Below are 21,147 nucleotides of genomic sequence, written 5' to 3' on the forward strand. Positions count from 1 at the left end.
GGGGCCAGGTAGGGTGGAGTCACCGAGGGCATGTCGCGCAGCAGCGGTCGAGCTGATGCCGCCTTGGGCGCACCACGCAGCCCGGCATCACCCCGTTCCCGCCCATGCTCATCGGAGTTCCGCATGCCCATGTCCACACCCCTGATCATCGACGTCGACGACCAGCCCGACACGACCGGCAGCTGCGCCGTCTGTCCCCACCCCTGGGCCGAGCACGACGCGCTCGGTGTGCGGTACTGCACCGCCACCACGGTGTCCGCGCTGCCCCGCGGCTGCATCTGCCCATGACCGCGAAAACCCTCACCACCGCGCGGTTGACGCTGCGCCCGTGGCAGGTCGACGACGCGCCGGCCGCTCTGGAGATCTACGGGCACGCGGAGGTGACCCGCTGGCTCAGCCCGGAGATGGACCGCGTCCCGGACAAGGCGGCGATGCGGTTGCTGTTGCAGCAGTGGGCCGCCGAGAACGCCCGCCTGCCGTCCGCGGCCGGTCGGTGGGCGGTCGAACGCACCGCCGACGGTCAGTTGATCGGCGGCGCGGTCCTGCTGCCGCTGCCGCCGGGCGAGGAGGACCTCGAGGTCGGCTGGCACCTCCGCCCCGACGCGTGGGGCAACGGCTACGCGACCGAGGCGACCCACGCGCTCGCCGAGTGGGCGTTCCGCCACGACGTGAACGAGGTCTTCGCCGTCGTGCGGCCGGGCAACACCCGCGCCGCCACCACCGTGCGGAACAACGGCATGCACTGGGTGGGGGAGACGACGAAGTACTTCGGCGTCGAACTGCAGGTGTTCCGCCTCCGCCAGGCCGATCTCGACTCGGCGGCGCCCCCGTCGCTGCGCCCGCCCGGCGACGACTGACCCGCACCTCCTCCCCGGTCTCCCCGCGCCCGCCCTCCCCGAACTCCCGCAGCCCCGCCGTGGCGTCACCTCGGCGGGGCTGAGCCGTCTCCTGCGCGTTTGGCCGCCGGGAATCCGGCTATTCGCGGGGAGAAGCATCAACAGCCGCCCGGACCCGCGACCTCGTTGATCCAGTCACGTGGGACGCACGCGGTTCCGGGAAGGTCCGAGACACATGACTCGCACGGCCACCGCACCACTGAGCCGCGACCCGTCGTTGTCCCCGCCAGTCGCGCAGGCCGCGGGCTGGACCGACGCGGACGTCCGTGCCGTGGACACGATCCGGGTGGTCGCCGCCGACGCCGTCCAACGCGCGGGAAACGGGCACCCCGGGACCGCGATGAGCCTGGCACCGCTCGCGTACCTGCTGTTCCAGCAGGTGATGCGGCACGACCCCGCCGACGACCAGTGGCTCGGCCGCGACCGGTTCGTCCTGTCGTGCGGCCACACGAGCCTGACGCTGTACGCGCAGCTCTACCTGAGCGGGTACGGGCTGGAGCTGACCGACCTGGCCTCGTTGCGCACCTGGAACTCCGCCACACCGGGCCATCCCGAGCACCGGCACACGCGCGGTGTGGAGATCACCACCGGTCCGCTCGGGCAGGGGTTCGCCAGTGCGGTGGGGATGGCGCTCGCCGCGCGGCGCGAACGCGGACTGCTCGACCCGGACGCGGCGCCGGGACAGAGCCCGTTCGACCACCACGTGTACGTCCTCGCCTCCGACGGCGACCTGATGGAGGGCGTCACCGCCGAGGCCGCCTCGCTCGCCGGTCACCAGGAGCTCGGGAACCTCGTGGCGTTCTACGACGCGAACCACATCTCCATCGAGGACGATACCGGCATCTCCTTCAGCGAGGACGTGGCCGGCCGCTTCGCCGCCTGCGGCTGGCACGTCCAGTCCGTCGACTGGACGAGCACCGGCCGCTACGTCGAGGACGTGGACGCGGTCCTCGCCGCGGTCGAGGAGGCCAAGGCCGACACCGGACGTCCGTCCCTGATCGTGCTGCGCACCATCATCGGCTGGCCCGCGCCCACCCTGCGCGACACCGGCAAGGCGCACGGTTCCGCGCTCGGCGCCGACGAGGTCGCCGCCGTCAAGACCCTGCTCGGCTTCGACCCGGAGCGGAGCTTCGCGGTGGAGGACGAGGTGCTCGCGCACGCTCGCCGGGTGCTGGACCGCGGTGCGGCCGCACACGAGCGCTGGGAAGCCGGCTACACGCGCTGGCGCACCGAGAACCCGGACCGCGCCGAGCTGCTCGACCGGTTGCGCGATCAGCGGTTTCCCGAGGGCTGGACCGACGCCCTGCCGGTCTTCCCCGCAGATCCGGGGGGAATGGCGACCCGCACGGCGTCGGGGGAGGTCCTCTCGGCACTGGCGCCCGTGCTGCCGGAGCTGTGGGGCGGATCGGCCGATCTGGCGGGGAGCAACAACACCACGATGGACGGCGAACCGTCGTTCGTCCCGGTGGGCAAGCAGACCACGAAGTGGCAGGGCGGCCCCTACGGGCGCACGCTGCACTTCGGCATCCGGGAACACGCGATGGCCGCGGCGCTCAACGGCATCGCGTTGCAGAGCCTGACCCGTCCGTACGGCGGCACGTTCCTGGTCTTCAGCGACTACCAGCGGCCCGCGATCCGGCTGGCCGCGCTCATGCAGCTGCCGGTCACCTACGTGTGGACCCACGACTCGATCGGACTGGGGGAGGACGGACCGACCCACCAGCCGGTCGAGCACCTCGCCGCGCTGCGCGCGATCCCCGGTCTCGACGTCGTGCGCCCGGCGGACGCCAACGAGACCGCGGTCTGCTGGCGGCAGATCCTGGAGCACCGCACCCGTCCCGCCGGTCTGGTCCTGACGCGGCAGGACGTTCCGGTGCTCGACCGCGGGCCCGGTGGCCTGGCGCAGGCGGAGGGTGCCGCGCGCGGCGGCTACGTCCTCGCCGGCTCCGAGTCGCCGGACGTGATCCTGGTCGCCACCGGGTCCGAGGTGCAGATCGCCCTCGACGCCCGCGAGCTGCTCGCCGAGGACGGTGTCGGGGCCCGCGTGGTCTCGATGCCCTGCCGCGAGTGGTTCGCCGCACAGGAACTGTCCTATCAGGACGAAGTGCTCCCGCCGGGCGTGCGCGCCCGCGTGAGCGTCGAGGCCGCGGTCGCCCAGGGCTGGCGCGACATCGTCGGCGACGCGGGACGCGTGGTGTCGCTCGAACACTTCGGTGCCTCCGCCGACTACCGGCGCCTCTACGAGGAGTTCGGCATCACCGCCACCGCGGTCGCCGAGGCCGCGCACGACTGCCTGCGCGACGCGGTCACGTCGGTCCGTCCGGGAGGTGTGCAGCGCAGTTCCGCGCCCACCACCGGCGGCACCGGCGACCGTCCTGCCTGAACCACGAGGATTTCCGACCACGGAGGCACCATGGCCACGGGCCACGACCACCCGCTCACCGAACTCGCCGCCGCAGGCGTGTCGATCTGGCTCGACGACCTGTCCCGCGAGCTGTTGTCCGGGGGCAGGCTGCAGGCGCTGATCGCGGACCGCGGCGTCGTCGGCATCACGACCAACCCGACCATCTTCGCGTCAGCGCTGGAACGGGGAGAGCGCTACACGCGGCAGCTCAGACGGCTCGCGGAGGTGGAGGCGAGCATCGAGGACACGGTCTTCGCCATCACCACCGACGACGTGCGGGAGGCCTGCCACGTCCTGCGACCGGTGTACGACCGCACGGACGGCGTCGACGGCAGGGTGTCGCTGGAGGTCGACCCCGGCCTCGCCCACGACACCCAGGCGACCATCGACCGCGCCCGTCTGCTCTGGTCGGCCGTCGACGAGCCGAACCTGCTCATCAAGATCCCGGCCACCACGGCGGGGCTCGACGCGATCACCGCGGTCATCGGCGAGGGCATCAGCGTCAACGTCACGCTCATCTTCTCCCTCGACCGGTACCGGGAGGTGGTCGACGCCTACCTCACCGGCCTGGAGACGGCTCGCCTCAACGGGCTCGACCTGGCCGGCATCCACTCGGTCGCCTCGTTCTTCGTGTCCCGTGTGGACACCGAGATCGACGCGCGTCTCGACGCCATCGGCACCGACCGCGCGCTCGCGGCCAAGGGCAGGGCGGCGATCGCCAACGCCCGTCTCGCCCACGAGGTCCACGTGACGAGCCTGGCCACGCGACGCTGGCGCGACCTGGCCGCGTCGGGAGCACGGCCGCAACGACCGCTGTGGGCCTCCACGGGGGTGAAGAACCCCGCATACCCGGACACGATGTACGTGTCCGAACTCGCCATCCCGGGCACCGTCAACACCATGCCGGGACCGACGCTCGAGGCGTTCGCCGACCACGGCACCGTGACCCCCGTCCTGCTAGAAGAGGTCTACGGTCCGGCCCAGGACGTGCTCAGCGAGATCGCGCTGCTCGGAATCGACTACCGCGAGGTCACCGACGAGCTGGAACGCCAGGGCGTCCGCAAGTTCGTCGACAGCTGGGACGAGCTCGCGGAGACCGTCCGCGGCGAGCTCAGCCGCGACCTGGCCGCTCCCGCGCCTCACGGAAGATAGCCGTCAGGTGCTCACGGTGAGCAGCAGCACCACGTCCAGCAGCGCGATCGCGACGGTCAGCCGGAACGCGATCGCGCTGTGCGGCGCGCGGATCGCGGCGGCGGTCGTGACGACGGCCAACGCGACCCCGGTCGTCACCACGACCGCCGAGTAGAGCGCCGACGCCCCGGCGGGAGCGAGGCCCAGCACGACCGACGCCGTGGCGAGGGCTCCCGCCATGACGATCACCCCCGTGCGCGGACCGAGCCGGTGGGGCAGGCCCCGGACACCGGTCTCCGCGTCCGCGCGCAGATCCGGGAGCACGTTGGCGAAGTGCGCCCCGAACCCGAGCAGCGCGCCCGTCACCGGCACCCACCAGGGCGGCCACGTCCCGCCCGGCCCCGCCGCGTGCACACCGATCGTCAGCGCGGCGAACGAGAACAGGTAGGCGGCACCGGAGAAGGCGGTGCTCTTGAGACCGAGGTTGTACGCCCAGCCGCCCGCGACGCTCAGCAGCAGCACGACACCGGCGAACCAACCCAGCGACAACGACGACACGACCGTCGCCAGCGCCGCCGCGACCGCGGCGGCCGCGACCGCGGACACCGGAACCTCTCCTGCGGCAGCGGGTTTGTCCGCGCGCCCGGCGGCGTGATCGCGGGCGGCGTCGATCCAGTCGTTGGACCAGCCGATCGACAGCTGGCCCGTGAGCACCGCGGCACCGAGCAGCGTGGCGCGCGGGCCGTCGATCCCGGCGCCCAGCCCGAGCAGGACCGCCACCACCGTGACGGCGAGAGCGGGCAGGGGATGACACGCGCGTGCGAGACCTTGCAGTAGTCGCAACGACTTCCGGCGGTGGATCGCTGTGCCGCTCATCTGCCGAGTGTAGGCGGAAGCCGTACCGTGACAGGGGTGACGACAATTTCGGCGGTGCACGGAGTTCTTCCGCCGCACCGCTACCCCCAGGCAAGGCTGACAAACCTGTTCGCCCGATTATGTTTGCCGGACTCCGCTTCCCGCGCGGTGGTCTCGCGCTTCCACAGCAGCGCCCGCGTCGGGTCGCGGCACCTCGCACTGGCCATCGAGCGGTACGACGAGCTCGACGGTTTCACCGCGGCCAACGACGCTTTCCTCTCCGTCGCGGTCGATCTCGGCTGTGAGGCCGCACTGGCGGCGCTCGCGGACGCGGGACTGCGACCGTCCGATGTGGACCTCATCGTGTCCACGACCGTCACCGGGATCGCGGTGCCCTCCCTCGACGCCCGGATCGCGGCGCGCATCGGCCTGCGGCCGGACGTGAAGCGGATCCCGATCATCGGCCTCGGCTGTCTGGCTGGCGCGGCGGGAGTCGCGCGGCTGCACGACTTCCTGCGCGGCTGGCCAGGCTCGGTCGCGATGCTCGTGTCGGTCGAGCTGTGCTCGCTGACCGTGCAACGGCAGGATCCCAGCGCTGCCAACATGATCGCCTCGGGTCTCTTCGGCGACGGCGCCGCGGCCGTCGTCGCTGTCGGCTCCGAGCACATCGGCGCCACGGCCGGTCCCCAGGTCGTGGACTCGCTGAGCCACCTGTACGCGGACTCCGAACGCGCGATGGGGTGGGACGTCGGAAGCACCGGACTGAAGATCGTGCTGGGCGCCGAGGTCCCCGAGCTGGTGCGCGAGCACCTCGCCGACGACGTCAAGAACCTGTTGGCACCACACGGTCTGGAGGTCGGCGACATCGCGCGCTGGATCTGCCACCCCGGTGGGCCGAAGGTCATCGAGGCCATCCAGTCGGTGCTCGGCCTCGACGAGCAGGACCTCGCGATGACCTGGCGGTCGTTGCACGAGATAGGGAACCTGTCCTCGGCGTCCGTGCTGCACGTCTTCGCGGACACGCTCGCGGCCCGGCCCGCCGCCCCGGGCGACTGGGGCGTGGTGATGGCGATGGGGCCGGGCTTCTGCGCCGAGCTGGTGCTGCTGAGGTGGTGAGCCAGGCGTGGTACTCGGTGCTGGTCGGCCTCGTCGCGGCCGAGCGGCTGGCCGAGCTGGTCGTCGCGAAGAGGAACCTGGCGTGGAGCCTCGCCCGCGGCGGGCGGGAGTCGGGGTTCGCGCACTACCCGTTCATGGTCGTGCTGCACACCGGCCTGCTGGCCGGGTGCCTGGCCGAGGTCTGGCTGTCCGGCCGCGCCTTCGTGCCCGCGCTGGGCTGGCCGATGCTCGCGCTCGTCGTACTGTCCCAGGTCCTGCGGTGGTGGTGCGTCCGGACGCTCGGACGTCAGTGGAACACCCGGATCGTCGTCGTGCCGGGGCTTCCGCTCGTGACCGGCGGTCCGTACCGCCTGTTCCCGCACCCGAACTACGTCGCGGTCGTGGTCGAGGGCTTCGCACTGCCCTTGGTGCACGGCGCGTGGCTGACCGCGTCGGTCTTCACCGTGCTGAACGCGGGTCTGCTGGCGGTCCGCGTCCGCGCGGAGAACGACGCGTTGCGGTCGGTCCGTGTCTGACCGGGTGCACGACGTCCTGGTGGCCGGCGGGGGCCCGGCGGGGCTCGCCGTCGCGCTGGGCTGCGCCCAGGCCGGCATGGACGTGCTGGTGTGCGAGAGGAGGCCCGGTGTGCTCGACAAGGCCTGCGGGGAAGGGCTGATGCCCGGTGCCGTGCGCGCACTGGCCGCGCTCGGGGTGGACCCGCCCGGCCACCCGATCGACGGCATCACCTACCGGCAGGGACCTCTGACGGCGCACGCGCCGTTCCGCTGTGGCGCCGGACGGGGAGTTCGCCGCGTCCGGCTGCACGATGCGCTCGGCGAGGCAGTCCGCCGTGCCGGGATACCTGTGCTGGACACGCCGGTCACCGACGTCCTCCAGCACGACGACCACGTGCGGGCCGGGGCGTTGCGGGCGCGCTACCTCGTCGCCGCGGACGGTCTGCACTCGCCGATCCGCGCTCTCGTCGGCCTGCGCTCGCCGGGCAGGACCTCCTCGCCGCGCTGGGGGCTGCGGCGCCACTTCGCCCTGGAGCCCTGGAGCGATGGGGTGGAGGTGACGTGGGCGCCCCGGTCGGAGGCCTATGTGACACCGGTGGCACCGGACACCGTCGGCGTCGCGATCCTGTCGCCGGTCCGGGGCGGCTTCACCGAGCAGCTCGCCGCTTTCCCCGAGCTGGCGGAGCGGCTGGCCGGTGCGGCACCGGTCTCGACCGTGCGCGGAGCAGGGCCGTTGAGGCAGCGGACCACTGGCCGGGTCGCCGGACGCGTGCTGCTGGCGGGCGACGCGGCGGGCTACGTCGACGCGCTGACCGGCGAGGGGCTCGCCCTGGCGCTGACGACCGGGGCCGAGCTCGTCCGCTGCCTGTCCGCCGGGCGTCCGGCGGACTACGACCGCGCCTGGGCGCGCACGTCGCGCCGGTCCCGCTGGCTGACGGAGTCGCTGCTGTGGGCCAGGAACCGGCCGGTGCTCGGGCGCCGGATCGTTCCCGCCGCGGTCCGCGCGCCGTGGCTGTTCGCCGCCGCGGTCGACCAGCTGGCTCGCTGATGGCCGCGCGCGACCGGTGGGACCTGGTCGTCGTCGGCGCCGGGCCCGCGGGCTCCACGGCCGCCCTGGCGGCGTTGCGCGCCGACCCGGACGCCCGCGTGCTGCTGCTGGACGCCGCGGAGTTCCCGCGCGACAAGGTCTGCGGCGACGGGGTCGCACCGCACGCGCTGGACGTCCTGGGCGGGCTCGGCGTGGACGTCGGCGCTCTCACCGCCGGCACGGCCCCCGTCCTCGGCCTGCGGCTGACCGCGCCGAGCGGCGTGACGGCCGCCAGGGGGTTCGCGCGCCCCACCTCGGTCGTCCCCCGCGCGCTGCTCGACGCGCGACTCGTCGCGGCTGCCCAGGAGGCGGGTGCGCGGCTGCGCCGGCACCGGGTGCGCTCGCTCGTCGCGGTGGCGGACGGCGTCGAGGTCGACGGGCGGTTCCACGCCCGCACGGTCATCGGCGCGGACGGCGCGGAGTCGGTCGTACGACGGCGAAGCGGAGCCAGGACCGCCAGACCGGGCACCACCGCCATCGCACTGCGCGGGTACACGAGCGCGGACCCGTGGCCGGAGCAGGAGCAGCGGCTCGTGATGGCCACCGCGCACTGGCCCGCGTACGCCTGGGTCTTCCCCGTCGGTGACGGCACCGCGAACGTCGGCTACGGCGAGCTCATCCGCACCGGTCCGCCGACGCGAGCGCATCTGACGGAACGCCTGCACGTGTTGCTGCCCGGCTGCCCTCCGCTGGCGCTGCGCGGGCACCGGCTGCCGTTGTCGCCGGGCAGGCCGGATGTCGGCCGCGGTCGCGTGCTGCTGGCCGGGGACGCGGCCTCGCTGATCAACCCGCTCACGGGCGAGGGGATCTACTACGCCGTCCTGTCCGGAGCCCTCGCCGGTGCGGCCGCGACGACAGCGGATCCCGCCGCGCACTACCGGCTGTCGTTGCGCCGTCTTCTCGGCAGACACCTGCGGCACACCGATGCCCTCGCCCTGCTTACCCGCGCGCCCGCCCTCGTGGACCTGGCCACGGCCGCGGCACGTGACGACCGGCATGCCTTCGACGAGCTCGTCGAGATCGGCCTGGGAGCGGGCACGATCAGTTCCGGCCTCGTGACGGCGATGCTCAGGGCAGCGGCCGGGAGGCCGCCACGCTCACCTCGGCGTTGACGTCGTCCGTGCGCGGACGTGCCGCGGCGCGATCCCGCGGCTGGTCACCGCCGTGGCGTAGACGCGCACCAGGTCGGATGCGACGCGGTGCCAGGAGTACCGCGCGAGAGCCCGGTCTCGTCCCGCGACGCTGAGCAGTTCCCGGTACGTGCCGTCGGTGAGCAGCGCGCGCAACGACTTGGCCGTGGCATCCGGTTTTCCCGGCGGGACCAGCACTCCGCTCAACCCGTCCACGACGACGTCGACGAGACCGCCGACCGCGGTGGCGAGAACGGGCGTGCCGCAGGCCATCGCCTCCAGCGCCACCCCGCCGGACGACCGCTCCCGCGGGGTGCACGCCACCACGTCGGCGGACCGCAGCAGCGCGGGCAGTTCGGCATAGGGCACGTGACCCGCGAATACGACGCGGTCGCCGACCCCGGCCGAACGGGCGACTGCGAGCAGTCTCCTGGTCTCCTGGTCACCGTGGACGTCGCCCTGCGCGCCGCCGCCGGCGATCACCAGCTCCGCTCCCTCCACTGTGGACAGAGCACCGATCAGGTCGTCGAAACCCTTGTGCGGAAGCAGTCTTCCCGCCGACACGATCCTGTGCGGCCGGTGCCGGTCGACGGCTGAAGGTCTCGGTGCGAAGAGGTCGAGATCGACGCCCTTCGGCACCACCACCAGTTTCGACCGGTCCACGCCCATGCCGAGAACGGCGCGAGCCTCCGCGGAGTCGGTCGCGACGACCAGGGCGACTTCGTGACCGACGAGACGTTCCACCGCGACGCGTTTGGTCGAGTCCGCCTCGGCCGCACGGTGGTCCTGAGGCCGTGCCGTGCCCAGCGAGTGGTAGGTCTGCACGACCGGCACCAGGCTGTTCCTGGCGCTCAGCACGGCGGCGATCCCGGACAGCCAGCCGTGGGCGTGCACGACGTCAGGGCGCCGCGCCTTCCAGGCCAGCTCGAGGAACTCGACGAGATCTCCCGCGTGGGCCAGGACTTCGTCCGCGCCGAGCTCCACCGGGGGCCCGGCCGGCACGTGCACGACCTCGTAGCCGCGCGGGCTGTGCACGAGCTGCGGAACGTGGGGATGGTCGCGCCGCGTGTAGACGACGACCCGGTGGCCGAGCGCGGCCAGCGCGGCCGCGAGTCCCGCGACGTGGAGACCCTGGCTGCCGGCGCCGGACGATCCGGGGTCGGCCAGCGGGCTGGAGAGCACGGAGACAAGCGCGATGTTCTTGCGCGTGAACGAGATCGGCTCGACACGGACGCCCACGGTGTTCTCCCCACGACGAGGTGATGAGACCGCGGGTCCGGGCGGTTGCTGCGTCTGCTAGCTCGTTCAGGTTACCCACACGGCGGCCGTCCGGCACTCCGGAACGCCGAGCACCCGTTGAGCCGAGCCGAGATCCCGGTCCCGGCGGACGATGCCGCGGGACCGGTCCGGTCACAGATCGGTGGGACGTGGTGAGAGGACGACCTCGGGGCGCAGTTCGCCGAGAACGACCTCTCTGGCCACATCGGCCAGCCGGCGACCACCGTTGCGGGCGTAGCCGCGCAGCGCGTGGAACGCCTGCTCCATGTCGAGGTTCCCGGCGAACGCGAGCACACCCTTGGCCTGTTCGATGACGACCCGGCTGTTCAGCGCCGTCTGCAGCTGCTCGGTGACCACCTCGCCGCGGCGGATGGCGCGTTCCTGCAGGATCCCGATCGTCGCCGTGTCCGCGAGGGCGCGCACGACCAGCAGGTCCTCGTCGCTGAGCAACCCGGTCTCCTTGCGGAACAGGTTCAGCGTGCCGATGGTCTCGCGCCGCAGCCTCATCGGCACGGCGTGCACCGAGGCGAAACCCTCCTCGACGGCGAGCGGCGCGAACCGCGGCCAGCGCTGGACCTCCTTCGACAGGTCCGCGACGAGCACCGCCTCACCGCTGTGCACGCAGTCGAAGCACGGGCCCTCGCTCGCCTGGACCTGGAACAGCTCGAGCATGCGCGTCTGGGCCGACGAGTAGGCCACCACCCGCAGACCGCCGCGCTGGTCGGACAGCATCAACCCGGCCACCGTCGCGTCCAGCAACCGGACGCAGTGCTCGACCAGCCGGTGCAGCACGTCCACCACGTCGTAGTCGTCGACCAGCGTGTCCGCCAGCTCGACCAACGCGTGGAGCAACCGCGACTCCCGTTCCGTCCTGGACGGTGCGCTACCGCTCATCACCAGCTCCTGTCTTCTTCGTCCGACGGTAGTGCTGCCAGCACCGGGCCGCCGTCACGGTCTCGCGGGCGGTCATGCGCGGAGTTCCAGCGGGGACAGCTCGCGGTTCACGATGTCCTTGGCGACCTCGTCGAGCGGTCTGCCCGTCGCGAAGGCGTAGCCGCGCAAGCGGGACAGCGCCTCCTCCGCGGAGATGCCGAGCGCGGCGAGCACCATGCCGGTCGCCTGGTGCACCTGTTCGCGGCCGGGCGACAGCACACCCCGCAGGCCGTCGGCGCCGTCGAACTCGCCCAGGAGCACGCCGAGCAGCACCGCGGTCACCACGTCGACCACCTCCAGCGCGACGGCGAGCTCGTCCGCCGACAACCAGCCGGGCCGGCGCCGGTAGAGGTCGATCGCGCCGATGCCGATCGCGCCCGCCTGCAACGGGAACGCGAAGATCGCGCCGACGGGCAGCGCGGCGATCGCCGCCGCGAACACGGGCCATGCGAGGACCGAAGCCTGCGGCAGATCGGGAACCAGCACCGGCCGGCGGGTCGCGAACGCCTCGAAGCACGGACCCTCGCCCAGGTCGAACTGGACGTTCTCGATCTTCATCGCGATCACGTCGCTGGCGTACAACGTCTCCCGCTCCCGTGGTCCGCTCAGCACCGAGATCGAGGCGCCGTCCACCGGCAGCAGGCCCACGCACGCGCGGATCACGCGAGCCAGGACGTCGAGGTCGCTCTTGCTGTCGCGCAGCGCCGCAATCACCGCGGCGCGTGCTTCGATCACCGATGGGCGACGGCTGTCAGGTTCGCGCACCTCTGGTCACACCGCCGAACAGCGACCACTGGTCCATGACTGGCACGGTTTCCTCCACCACGTCGACTGGTTCCAGTCGTTCCTGGACGTAGCGAGGTCTAGGCCCACGCCTTGCGTGACCGCATCAGGATCAACACATCCAGCGTACCGCGTGCCTTCGTGGCAGGCGGTACGCCCCGCTCACAACGGGTTTCAGCGCACGCGGCGGCTGAGTCCTGCCCGGCGCCGCTCGCCGGGGAACCCGCGGTGGCGGACGCGAACCGGTGCGGTTCGCGTCGGTTCACCGGCGGTGCGCGCGGGTGACCCCGCCACCGGTGTGCGGGTCGCGGCCGCGCGGGTAGACGTCGTGCTCGCTGATCGTGCCGTCCCGGTTGCGCGTGATGTGGTCCACCGCGTGCACGATCGCCATCTCACGGCCGTCGGCGCTAGCTTCCTCCTTGGTGAGGTGCGTGCTGGAGGCCTGGTCGTTGCCCTCCATCCGGTTCTTCCACCGGCCGTCCTCGAAGTAGGTCTCGATGTCGCCTCGCATGGGCTCACTCCTGTCGGGTCGTCCGGTCGAGTACCCCCGGCCGCGACCCGCACACCACTCACCCTCCGGCCGGCGACTCCGGCCAGGCGGCCTGGGCCTGCGCGGCGGTGGCGTAGGTGGTGAAGAAGGTGTCCAGCCCGATGAGCACGAGGGTGCGGGCGAGGTGGCGTGGGACGCCGGCGAGCGCCAGGCCGGCCTCCGCGGAGTGCGCGAGGTTGCGGGCGGCGATCAGCGCGGAGATGCCGCTGGAGTCGCAGAAGTGCAGTCCGGTCAGGTCGAGCACGACCTGCTGGCCCGGCCGCGGCGAGATCGCCTCGACGGCCTGGAGTGCGCGCGGGGCCGAGGCGGAGTCGAGCTCCCCGGCGAACTCGACCACCGGACCCGCTTCCAGGTCGAGCGTGGTGACGGTGAACGAGGTCATGGTCTCTCATCTCCAAGCAGGCGCACGCTGAGTGCGAGGAGCGCGGTGTCGTCGTCGACACCGTCGCCGAAGCTGTCGAGTAACCGGGACACCGCGGCCACGGTCTCGGTCGCGCTGCCGACGTCGAGGGTGTTGGCCCAGTCGCGCAGGTCCTCCTCGTCGTAGCGGACGCGGCCGTGCGTGCGGGCCTCGGTGAGTCCATCGGAGTAGAGCAGGAGTGTGTCACCGGGCCGCAGGTGCAGCTCGACCTCGACGAAGCGGGCGTCCGGCAGCGCGCCGATCAGCTGACCGCCCCTGGTGTCGAGGAGTTCGGCCGCACCGCGGTGGCGGATCACCAGCGCCGGTGGGTGCCCGCCGCTCGCGAGGGTGACTTTGGCGCCGTCCTCCGCCGGTTCGAGCAGGCCGTGGATGGCGGTGCAGAACCGCGGCGTCGCGCCGTGCTGGTCCTTGAGCAGCGCCGTGTTGAGGCGCTTCAGCACGGAGGCGGGACCGGGCTCCTGCACGGCGGCGGCGCGCAGCGTGTAGCGGGTAAGCGACGTGACCACGGCGGCCTCCGCGCCCTTGCCGGACACGTCGCCGAGGAAGAACGCCCACGTGTCGCCGGTGAGGGGGAAGAGGTCGTAGAAGTCGCCGCCCACCTCGTCCGCGGAGGCGGGGTGGTAGTAGGCCGCGACGTCCATGCCGGGCACGTCCGGCAACGACGGCGGCAACAGCGTGCGCTGCAAGGTGGAGGCCAGCAGCTGTACACGGTCGCGTTCCTGTTCCGCCTCCTGGCGTGCGCGCAGCAGTTCGTGTTCGTAGGCGCGCCGGTCACCGGCGTCGAAGATGGTGGTGCGGATCAGCTGAGCCGTGCCGTTCGCGCTCGTCTTGACCGTCGAACTGACCAGCACGGCCATTCGCGTTCCGTCCGCGCGCACCAGTTCCAGCGCGATACCGCCGATCTCGCCGTGCATGCGCAGCATCGGCGCGAAGTGCGTCTCGTGGTAGATCCGGTCGCCGACGGGGAGCAGATCGGCGAACCGCCGACGCCCGAGGAGTTCCGCGCGTTCGTGTCCCAGCCATCCCAGGAGCGTGGCGTTGATCTTGGCGATCGTGCCGTCCATCAGCGTGGACAGGTAGCCGCACGGTGCGTTCTCGTACAGGTCTTCCGCACTGTCCTCCAGCAACGCCGAGAACGTGGTCTCCACTCCGGCCTCCTCGCCGCTTCCCGCCGGGCGGATCACCGGGCGCCCGCGAACTCAGCGATCGCGGCCGCCGTCTGCTCTGGAGCGCTCAGCTGCGGGCAGTGGCCGATCGCATCGAGCGTCACCAGCACGCTGCCCTCGATCCGGTCGTGCACGAACTGGCCGACCTCGCGCGGCGCGATCGCGTCCGAGGAGCACTGCAGCACGGCGGTCCGCACGGTGACGTTCGCGAGGTCCGCGCGGTTGTCGGACAGGAAGGTGGTGCGCGCGAACACCCGCGCGATCGCCGGGTCGGTGCGGCAGAACGCGGCCTCCAGCTCACCGGCGACCTCGGGCCGGTCCGGGTTGCCGGCGATGACCGGCGCCATCGCCGCGGACCAGCCGAGGTAGTTCGACTCGAGCGAGTCGAGCAGCTCGTCGATGTCCGCACGGGTGAAACCGCCCCGGTAGTCGCCGTCGTCGAGGTAGCAGGGCGACGGGGTCAGCAGCACGAGCTTGGCGAACCTCTCGGGCTCGCGGTTGGCCGCGAGGACGGCGATCATCGCGCTGACCGAGTGTCCGACCAGCACGACGTCCCGCAGGTCCAGCTCCGCGCAGATCTCCAGCACGTCCTCGGCATAACCGTCGAGTGTGGTGTAGCGCTGCGGGGACCAGGCCGCGACGTCGGACCTGCCCGACCCGACGTGGTCGAACAGCACGATCCGGAACCGCTTCGACAGGTCAGGCACCACCAGCCTCCACAGGTTCTGGTCGCAGCCGAACCCGTGGGCGAGCAGCACCGTCGGAGCGTCCTCGCAACCGATGACGGTCACGTTGTTCCTGCGTCGGGCGTCCATCACCGCATCCTGTCACCTGTGCGCGCGGCGGCCGGCCTGGGTGCACCCGGCCACCGGCCGTCGGGTCCGGCGTCAGCGGAGCGTGAGCGGAGTCCGCGTCCGGCGTCTGTCCACTGTGGAAGATGATTCCGGCATGATCTTTCCGTGCTGTGCCGGTGCCCTGACGGACTCATTCCCGCGTCCCTTCGCGCGTGATCGCGTTCCGCAGCGCGTCCAGGGCGTGGTGTTGCAGCAATCTCACGGCCGCCGCCGTCGAGCCCAGTGCCGACGCCGCCTGCTCGGCGGTCAGGCCGCGCACCACGCGAAGCTCCAGCACGGCGCGTTGCTCAGGGCTGAGCACGCTCAGATGTCCCAGATCGGCGTGGGGCTGATCGCTCAAGAGGACACCGGCCCTGGACCGGAGGGATCCCGAAACCTGTGGGGAACGTGGTCTCGCACGGCCCACGCGAGGCCACGAGGTGCCTCGGCGTCGAGCGGCGACTGCACCGCCACCAGACTCTTCACCACTCGTCGTCCAGCAGCAGGGTGAGAGCGATGTCGGCCAGCTGCACTGCTCCGGCGACCTCGGTGGGTGTCAGCGCGTCGCCGTCGCCGCGGTGGATCTCCAGCACACCGAGCGGTTCCGCGCCGAGGGCGAGAGGAAAGGCGAAGATCGCCGCGACTCCGGCCTCGACCGCCGCGCCGGCCAGGAGCGGCCAGCGCACCGACGCCACGTGGTCCACGAGATCCGGCACGAGCACCGGCCAGTTCTGCCGGGCCGCTTCGAACGCGGGCCCCTCGCCGAGCATGGTCTGCAGCTCCGCGATCTCCTCGCCGCAGAACCCGGAACTCGTGTAGAGGTCACAGCGGCCTGCGGCCTCCCACAGGTAGAGCGCCGTGCCGATCGCGTTCGTCCGCACCCCGCACGCGATGCACACGTGCCGGACGGCGACCTGGCGGTGGACGAGCCGGGCGGCGACGTTCGCCGAAACCGCCGAAAGGCGGCTGATGTCGAGCATGGTGGGCAGCACTCCAGACCGTGACTGGCGAAGTGGGGCCACCGGGGTCCGGGGCGGCGTGGCGCGATTCCGCCCGACCGAGCCGGACGCCTGACCGATCCTAGCGTCGAGCGCGCCCGGCGACCTCCGCCGTTCGGTCACCGCGGCGAATCTCGGCTCACGGATGTCGTCCGGTGTGGCACGACACCACTTCGAGCACAGGCCGGCACCGGGTGCGCGTTCGCGGCTCGGCGACCTGCCAGGACCAGCGGCCTGTCAGGGCTGGGCACGGTCACCGGGGCGCCGAACGCGATCACCGCGGCCGACGCCGTTCTCGGCTTCCCGCCGGTTCCGGTCGCAGTGCGTTCACCGGCGCGGCGGCGTCCGCGGCGTCCGAGACCGCTGCGGCTGCCGCCTCGCTCGCCTGCGCGACGTCCTCCTCGGCCTGTGCGGCGGCGGCCTCCACGGCTTCGTCGCGCCCGGCGGCGACTGATCGTGGCAGCACCTCTGAGAACGCCTTGGAGACGTCTTGCAGTGCGGTGGTGACCTCGCTCGGGATTACCCAGAAGGTGTTGCCGGGACCGTCCGCGAGCTTGGGCAGCATCTGGAGGTACTGGTAGGCGAGGAGTTTCGGGTCGGGATCGTTGCGGTGCACTGACTGGAAGACCTGGTCGATGGCGCGGGACTCGCCCTCCGCCTTGAGGATGGTCGCGGCCCGGTTTCCTTCCGCGCGCAACACCGCGGCCTGCTTGTCGCCCTCGGCCGTGAGGATCTGCGACTGACGCTGTCCTTCGGCGTTGAGGATCGCGGCCCGCTTGTCGCGCTCGGCCCGCATCTGCTTCTCCATCGCCTCCTTGATGCTCTGCGGCGGGTCGATGGCCTTGATCTCCACGCGGTTGACCCGCAGACCCCACTTGCCGGTCGCGTCGTCGAGCACGCCGCGCAGCTGGTTGTTGATCGTGTCGCGTGAGGTGAGGGTCTTCTCCAGGTCCATGGAGCCGACGACGTTGCGCAGGGTGGTGACGGTGAGCTGCTCGACGGCCTGCAGGAAGCTGGCGATCTCGTAGGCGGCGGCCCGGGGGTCGGTGACCTGGAAGTACAGCACCGTGTCGATCTCCACCACGAGGTTGTCCTCGGTGATCACCGGCTGCGGCCGGAACGACACCACCTGCTCGCGCAGGTCGATCGGCGGGTAGACGCGGTCGACGTAGGGGATGACGAAGTTCAGGCCGGGCGTGAGGGTGCGCTGGTAGCGACCTAGACGTTCGACGTTGCGCGCACGTGCTTGCGGCACGATGCGCACAGCGCGCAGCACGGTGAACACCGCGAAGATCGCGAGCACCAGCCCGGCGACGAGCAGTGTGGACATGGCTCACTCCCGTGGGTAGACGACGGCGGTGGTGCCGTCGATGTGCAGTACGTCGACCGTGCTTCCGGCCGGGATGACGACGGACCTGTCGTACGGGCGAGCCGTCCAGTCCTCACCACGCAGCCGCACCAGGCCCTCGTGGTCGTTCACCTCACGCAGCACGTAGGCGGAAGCACCTACCAACGCCTCCACGCCGAACCGCTCCGGCCGCGGTCGCAGCATCATGCGCCGCGCCCAAGGCCTCACGAGCACCACGCCCGCGGCGGACACGACGCTGAACACCACGAGCTGACCGGCGATCGGCAGACCGATCGCCGCCGACCCCGCCGTGGTGATCGCCGCGACGCCGAGCAGGCCGAGTGCAGCGGTGAGCGTGAAGATCTCGGCGATGGCCAGAACCAACCCGATGATCAGCCAGATGAGCCAGGGATCCACGGCGCCACCCTCCCCAGGTGGAGGTACGCCTCGAACGCGCGACGTCTCCTCACGATCGTCGATCCGAATCCGTTCTCGTGTGGCGCTGCTGCGGTGGATCTCCTGGTCATGTGGCCTCCGTCAAGCCGAACGCGGACGAGTTCGATGCAAGCCTCACACCGCACGGATGCGGTTCTCGGCAGGCGCAGGGCCGCGGTCGTCACGTGGCGCGGCGCCGAGGTCGGGTGCCTGCTCCCGATGGGCACGTCGTACGGGTGTCCGCGGGCCGAGCGCGCCGGTGAGGCGGAACTCGACGGTCGTGGGCAACTCGTCGACGCCGAGGGCTCGGCGCAGTCGTGGCAGCCCCTCCGCGACGAGTGCGTGCCGGATCGCGCCGGGCTCGCCGTCCTGCGTCGTGCTGATCACCAGTGCCAGAGCCGGGGCGTCCAGGCGCCCGGCCAGGGTGCCGTGCACGGCGTGCACGCCGGGGTAGGCCTCGATCTCGGCCAGCAAAGGGGAGATGGCAGTACTCGCGGCCAGTTCGGTCCGGCCGCTGCCGGGTTCGGTGTCGTATCGCCAGGTGCTGCTCTTGGGGGTGCGGTCGGCCTGTGCGACGAGCCACCGGATCGCCAGGAGCCCGAGAGCCGCTGAGCCGATCGCGGCGACGTACCAGACCCACGTCGGGGGCAGGGCGTCGCCGGGAACGAGAGGGGCGTCGGGGCGGAGCACGTTCAGGGTGGTGAAGGTCTCGGCCACCACGACACCGCCGCCGGCGAGCAGCACCAGACCGGTGACCGCCAGCACGACGCGGTTGAGCCCTGATGGCCTCTCGAGGCCGTTCATCGTGTTCTCCTGGCCTTGACGTGGACGACCACGGCTGGTCGGATGGCCGGCCGGATGCGGTCGAGCCGGTTCTCGACCGCGCCGCGCACGGCGGCGGCGAGCCCGTCGGTGATCGTGCGGTCCGTGCTGACGGTCGTGGTGATCGTGCGCCGTCCGAGGGTGAGCCTCGTGGCGGTGACCCCGTCGACCGATGAAGCGGCTGTGCGCAGGACGTTGCGCAGGCTCCGGCGGGTGACCCCGGAGTCCACTGTGGACCTGGTTTCCGGGTCGTCGTCGCGCAGTGGCAGTACGACGGGGTTGCCTGGGAGCACCGCGCACAGCAGCAGGCCCGCACCGAGCACCACGCAGACCGCGGCGGTGAGAGTGACGACGGGGTCTGCCCAGCGGGTGTCGTGCACAGCGGCGAAGAGGGCGTGGGGATCGATCCACGGGTCCTGCCCGAGGAGCGTCTGCACCGACACGACGGCGGCGAGAACGCAGGCCGCGAGGACGGTCAGAGCCACGAGGACGGCCGGTGTGCTGCGGCGGGGCAACCGTTTCATCGGATCCTCCGCGGCGTCACGACCGCGCGGTGCAGTGCGGTGACGGTGATGTCGACCTTCGACACGCTCAGACCGGTCAAGGCGTGGACCCGGCGGATCAGGTGCGTCCGCGCGGACTCGGTGGTGCTGCCCACCGGCGCCGGGTAGGTGATCGACAGCCGCACGTCGAGCGCGACGACCGCGCCGGTGATTCTCGCGGCGATCCGGACGTCCCGTTCGGCCTCCTCGGCGCCGACCGTGACACCGAGCACGCGCAGTGCGGAACCACCGATGCCGTCGACCTCGAGCGCCGCGTGCGAGGCGATCCGCTCCACAGCGACCTCGCTGATCGTGAGGCTGCCGCGCGCACCGGGATCGTCCGTGTTCTCCTGCGCGGGTGGGCCTGCGGGGGTCACGACGGTCAGGTCCGGTCGCGGCCGGCCAGCGCCGAGACGTCGAGTTTGCCGTCGAGGACCCTGCCCACGACGAGCCCGGCCGCACCGAGCAACAGCACGACGATGAAGGCGCCGAAACCGCCGAACGCGGCGGCGAAGCCGAGCGCGATGCCCGCGAGCATCCCGGTGGTGGTCGAGTTCATGGTGTTGTCCCTGCTGTGGTGGCCGGAGTGCGGCTCGTCGCCCAGACTTTCGTCGAGGGCAGGGGGAGCTTGCGCGCCGAGCGACGCCCGGTGGTGATGCCGGGCGACAGGACGCGGGGAATCGCGATGTCGCCGATCCACAGGTGAAGCGGGAACTCGACTCTCCCGATCGCGGCGTGGACGGTGGCGCGCACGGCCGCGTCGACTTCGGCGGTGGTGGCCGGGTATCTCGCGACGACGCCGATGACGATCTCGTCCGGGCGCAGGCGGACTCCGTCCACCCTGCGGCCCGGCAGGAGGGTGACGATCTCCCCGTACCGGCCGCTGTGCGGTCCCGCCACCTGGGGAAGGACCGTCACCGCGGTGGCGATGACCATCGCGTCGATCTCGGGGCTCACTGCACCCGACCGGGTTCCGGAGTCCTGTCGTCGTCCTCCTCACCGGGGATGTGGACATCGGTGACCGCGATGTTGACCTCCACGACCTGGAGGCCTGTCATCTGCTCGACCGCACCGATCACGTTGCGGCGAACCGCACTGGCCAGGTCCGCGATGGACACGCCGTACTCGACGAGGATGTGCAGGTCGATGGCGGCCTGTCGCTCGCCGACCTCGACCGAGACTCCCTGACCCGCTGACGCGGTGGCGCCGGGAATGCGCTCGCGCAGCGAACTGAAGGCACGCGCCGCGCCTCCGCCCAGCGCGTGCACACCGGGGATTTCGCGCGTGGCGAGTCCGGCGATCTTCTGGACCACGGTGTCGGCGACGGTGGTCGTCCCCTCGGAGGAGGAGAGCAGGCTCCTGTTGGACGTCGCGATCTCGGAGTTCGTGGTCTGCGCAGGTGGTGTGGCTGCGGAGATGGTCGGGTTGGTCACTGCGGGTCTCCTCGATCTTGCGTTCGGTGTGGAGTGGATCCCGGGAGATCTCCTGTGACCCGAACGGCTGCCGCCACGTGAGCGCGGCGGGGCCGCGAGTGGTGCAGGAGAACGAAGCAGTAGAAACGCTCCCGGAAATCCCCTGTCGCCTGGGTCCGGGGCGGTTGGATGTCTGATGAGTTCCCCGGCATGCGGACCGCAAACCACTGCGGAGCGAGTAGCGGGACGAGTCGGAGTCCGTCTTCCGAGTCCGATGTGGGCTAGAGAACCAGAGCACGCACCCTCGCAGAACGACGCCGCTGCTTGACGGCTACGGGACTTCCACCGCGCTGTCCACGCCGAAGTGGACTTCGCGCCGTCTGGCGATGACGCGGTGGACCCACCGCCGAGCAGCCCGTGTAGCGTGGTGCCATCAGTCATGGTTCCGAAGTACCGGTCGCCCGTGATCACGTGTCACGGGCGTTTTGCTGTTCAGCATCTCCGAGGGCCATG

General features: G+C 71.7%; 26 protein-coding genes. 8 read left to right on the forward strand and 18 right to left on the reverse strand.

The window, feature by feature from the left end:
- The first annotated feature begins 129 nt into the window (after window positions 1–129).
- The 4 genes from ND450_RS08145 to tal all read left to right on the forward strand — a co-directional run bounded on the left by ND450_RS08145 (window position 130) and on the right by tal (window position 4,452).
- Window positions 130–288: an RGCVC family protein gene (locus ND450_RS08145; RefSeq protein WP_176946913.1), complete on the forward strand. Its 159-nt coding sequence runs from the start codon at window positions 130–132 to the stop codon at window positions 286–288.
- Window positions 285–857 (forward strand): GNAT family N-acetyltransferase, encoded by a 573-nt coding sequence (locus ND450_RS08150; RefSeq protein ID WP_089927616.1) that lies wholly within the window; start codon window positions 285–287, stop codon window positions 855–857. The genes ND450_RS08145 and ND450_RS08150 overlap by 4 nt, the downstream gene beginning before the upstream one ends.
- Before the next feature lie 214 nt (window positions 858–1,071).
- Window positions 1,072–3,279, forward strand: a complete 2,208-nt coding sequence (tkt, locus tag ND450_RS08155) for a transketolase (protein WP_253325544.1) — start codon at window positions 1,072–1,074, stop codon at window positions 3,277–3,279.
- 30 nt (window positions 3,280–3,309) lie between these two features.
- Complete coding sequence (tal, locus tag ND450_RS08160; RefSeq protein WP_253325545.1) at window positions 3,310–4,452, forward strand: transaldolase; 1,143 nt, start codon at window positions 3,310–3,312, stop codon at window positions 4,450–4,452.
- 3 nt (window positions 4,453–4,455) lie between these two features.
- Here the strand turns inward: tal and ND450_RS08165 are convergent, their stop codons facing one another.
- Window positions 4,456–5,307 carry a UbiA family prenyltransferase gene (locus ND450_RS08165; RefSeq protein ID WP_253325546.1) on the reverse strand — a complete coding sequence of 284 codons (852 nt, stop codon included), beginning with the start codon at window positions 5,305–5,307 and terminating at the stop codon, window positions 4,456–4,458.
- 36 nt (window positions 5,308–5,343) lie between these two features.
- Between ND450_RS08165 and ND450_RS08170 the strand changes: the two genes are divergently transcribed.
- From ND450_RS08170 to ND450_RS08185, 4 genes are read left to right on the forward strand one after another with little or no spacing between them, the layout of a single operon-like run.
- Entirely contained in the window at window positions 5,344–6,402 is a 1,059-nt protein-coding gene (locus ND450_RS08170) for a type III polyketide synthase (RefSeq protein WP_256557467.1), read from the forward strand.
- Window positions 6,399–6,917, forward strand: a complete 519-nt coding sequence (locus ND450_RS08175) for an isoprenylcysteine carboxyl methyltransferase family protein (protein ID WP_089927690.1) — start codon at window positions 6,399–6,401, stop codon at window positions 6,915–6,917. The genes ND450_RS08170 and ND450_RS08175 overlap by 4 nt, the downstream gene beginning before the upstream one ends.
- Window positions 6,910–7,944 carry an NAD(P)/FAD-dependent oxidoreductase gene (locus tag ND450_RS08180; protein ID WP_253325547.1) on the forward strand — a complete coding sequence of 345 codons (1,035 nt, stop codon included), beginning with the start codon at window positions 6,910–6,912 and terminating at the stop codon, window positions 7,942–7,944. The genes ND450_RS08175 and ND450_RS08180 overlap by 8 nt, the downstream gene beginning before the upstream one ends.
- Window positions 7,944–9,095, forward strand: coding sequence for an NAD(P)/FAD-dependent oxidoreductase (locus ND450_RS08185; RefSeq protein ID WP_089927589.1), 1,152 nt, complete (start codon window positions 7,944–7,946; stop codon window positions 9,093–9,095). The genes ND450_RS08180 and ND450_RS08185 overlap by 1 nt, the downstream gene beginning before the upstream one ends.
- Here ND450_RS08185 and ND450_RS08190 read toward each other — a convergent pair.
- The 17 genes from ND450_RS08190 to ND450_RS08270 all read right to left on the reverse strand — a co-directional run bounded on the left by ND450_RS08190 (window position 9,081) and on the right by ND450_RS08270 (window position 20,655).
- Entirely contained in the window at window positions 9,081–10,352 is a 1,272-nt protein-coding gene (locus ND450_RS08190; protein WP_253325548.1) for a glycosyltransferase, read from the reverse strand. The genes ND450_RS08185 and ND450_RS08190 overlap by 15 nt on opposite strands.
- Window positions 10,353–10,523: 171 nt before the next feature.
- Window positions 10,524–11,285, reverse strand: a complete 762-nt coding sequence (locus ND450_RS08195) for a GAF and ANTAR domain-containing protein (RefSeq protein WP_253325549.1) — start codon at window positions 11,283–11,285, stop codon at window positions 10,524–10,526.
- A 72-nt stretch (window positions 11,286–11,357) separates the two neighbouring features.
- A complete protein-coding gene (locus ND450_RS08200) occupies window positions 11,358–12,059 on the reverse strand; it encodes a GAF and ANTAR domain-containing protein (RefSeq protein WP_253325550.1) in 702 nt (233 codons plus the stop codon).
- Between the two features lie 310 nt (window positions 12,060–12,369).
- Window positions 12,370–12,618 (reverse strand): DUF2188 domain-containing protein, encoded by a 249-nt coding sequence (locus ND450_RS08205; RefSeq protein ID WP_090052807.1) that lies wholly within the window; start codon window positions 12,616–12,618, stop codon window positions 12,370–12,372.
- Between the two features lie 58 nt (window positions 12,619–12,676).
- On the reverse strand, window positions 12,677–13,039 hold the full coding sequence (locus ND450_RS08210; protein WP_253325551.1) for an STAS domain-containing protein: 363 nt from the start codon (window positions 13,037–13,039) through the stop codon (window positions 12,677–12,679).
- On the reverse strand, window positions 13,036–14,226 hold the full coding sequence (locus ND450_RS08215; protein WP_253325552.1) for a PP2C family protein-serine/threonine phosphatase: 1,191 nt from the start codon (window positions 14,224–14,226) through the stop codon (window positions 13,036–13,038). The genes ND450_RS08210 and ND450_RS08215 overlap by 4 nt, the downstream gene beginning before the upstream one ends.
- 32 nt (window positions 14,227–14,258) lie before the next feature.
- Entirely contained in the window at window positions 14,259–15,059 is an 801-nt protein-coding gene (locus ND450_RS08220) for an alpha/beta fold hydrolase (RefSeq protein ID WP_253325553.1), read from the reverse strand.
- A 169-nt stretch (window positions 15,060–15,228) separates the two neighbouring features.
- Complete coding sequence (locus tag ND450_RS08225; protein ID WP_176946912.1) at window positions 15,229–15,438, reverse strand: sigma factor-like helix-turn-helix DNA-binding protein; 210 nt, start codon at window positions 15,436–15,438, stop codon at window positions 15,229–15,231.
- Between the two features lie 121 nt (window positions 15,439–15,559).
- On the reverse strand, window positions 15,560–16,057 hold the full coding sequence (locus ND450_RS08230) for a GAF domain-containing protein (RefSeq protein ID WP_253325554.1): 498 nt from the start codon (window positions 16,055–16,057) through the stop codon (window positions 15,560–15,562).
- 292 nt (window positions 16,058–16,349) lie between these two features.
- Entirely contained in the window at window positions 16,350–17,405 is a 1,056-nt protein-coding gene (locus tag ND450_RS08235; RefSeq protein ID WP_089927566.1) for an SPFH domain-containing protein, read from the reverse strand.
- Window positions 17,406–17,408: 3 nt separating this feature from the next.
- The gene (locus ND450_RS08240; protein WP_090052796.1) at window positions 17,409–17,840 is read right to left on the reverse strand and encodes an NfeD family protein; all 432 of its coding nucleotides are present in this window, start codon (window positions 17,838–17,840) and stop codon (window positions 17,409–17,411) included.
- A gap of 153 nt (window positions 17,841–17,993) precedes the next feature.
- Window positions 17,994–18,662 carry an alkaline shock response membrane anchor protein AmaP gene (locus tag ND450_RS08245; RefSeq protein WP_371927679.1) on the reverse strand — a complete coding sequence of 223 codons (669 nt, stop codon included), beginning with the start codon at window positions 18,660–18,662 and terminating at the stop codon, window positions 17,994–17,996.
- A complete protein-coding gene (locus ND450_RS08250) occupies window positions 18,659–19,204 on the reverse strand; it encodes a DUF6286 domain-containing protein (protein WP_253325555.1) in 546 nt (181 codons plus the stop codon). Before ND450_RS08250 ends, ND450_RS08245 begins: the two co-directional genes overlap by 4 nt.
- A complete protein-coding gene (locus ND450_RS08255; protein ID WP_253325556.1) occupies window positions 19,201–19,599 on the reverse strand; it encodes an Asp23/Gls24 family envelope stress response protein in 399 nt (132 codons plus the stop codon). Before ND450_RS08255 ends, ND450_RS08250 begins: the two co-directional genes overlap by 4 nt.
- 5 nt (window positions 19,600–19,604) lie before the next feature.
- Window positions 19,605–19,781, reverse strand: coding sequence for a hypothetical protein (locus tag ND450_RS08260; RefSeq protein WP_253325557.1), 177 nt, complete (start codon window positions 19,779–19,781; stop codon window positions 19,605–19,607).
- Window positions 19,778–20,179 carry a hypothetical protein gene (locus ND450_RS08265; protein ID WP_253325558.1) on the reverse strand — a complete coding sequence of 134 codons (402 nt, stop codon included), beginning with the start codon at window positions 20,177–20,179 and terminating at the stop codon, window positions 19,778–19,780. Before ND450_RS08265 ends, ND450_RS08260 begins: the two co-directional genes overlap by 4 nt.
- Window positions 20,176–20,655 (reverse strand): Asp23/Gls24 family envelope stress response protein, encoded by a 480-nt coding sequence (locus ND450_RS08270; protein WP_253325559.1) that lies wholly within the window; start codon window positions 20,653–20,655, stop codon window positions 20,176–20,178. The genes ND450_RS08265 and ND450_RS08270 overlap by 4 nt, the downstream gene beginning before the upstream one ends.
- Between the last annotated feature and the right edge of the window lie 492 nt (window positions 20,656–21,147).

This window comes from Lentzea sp. HUAS12 (assembly GCF_024125735.1).
GTDB lineage: Bacteria > Actinomycetota > Actinomycetes > Mycobacteriales > Pseudonocardiaceae > Lentzea > Lentzea albida.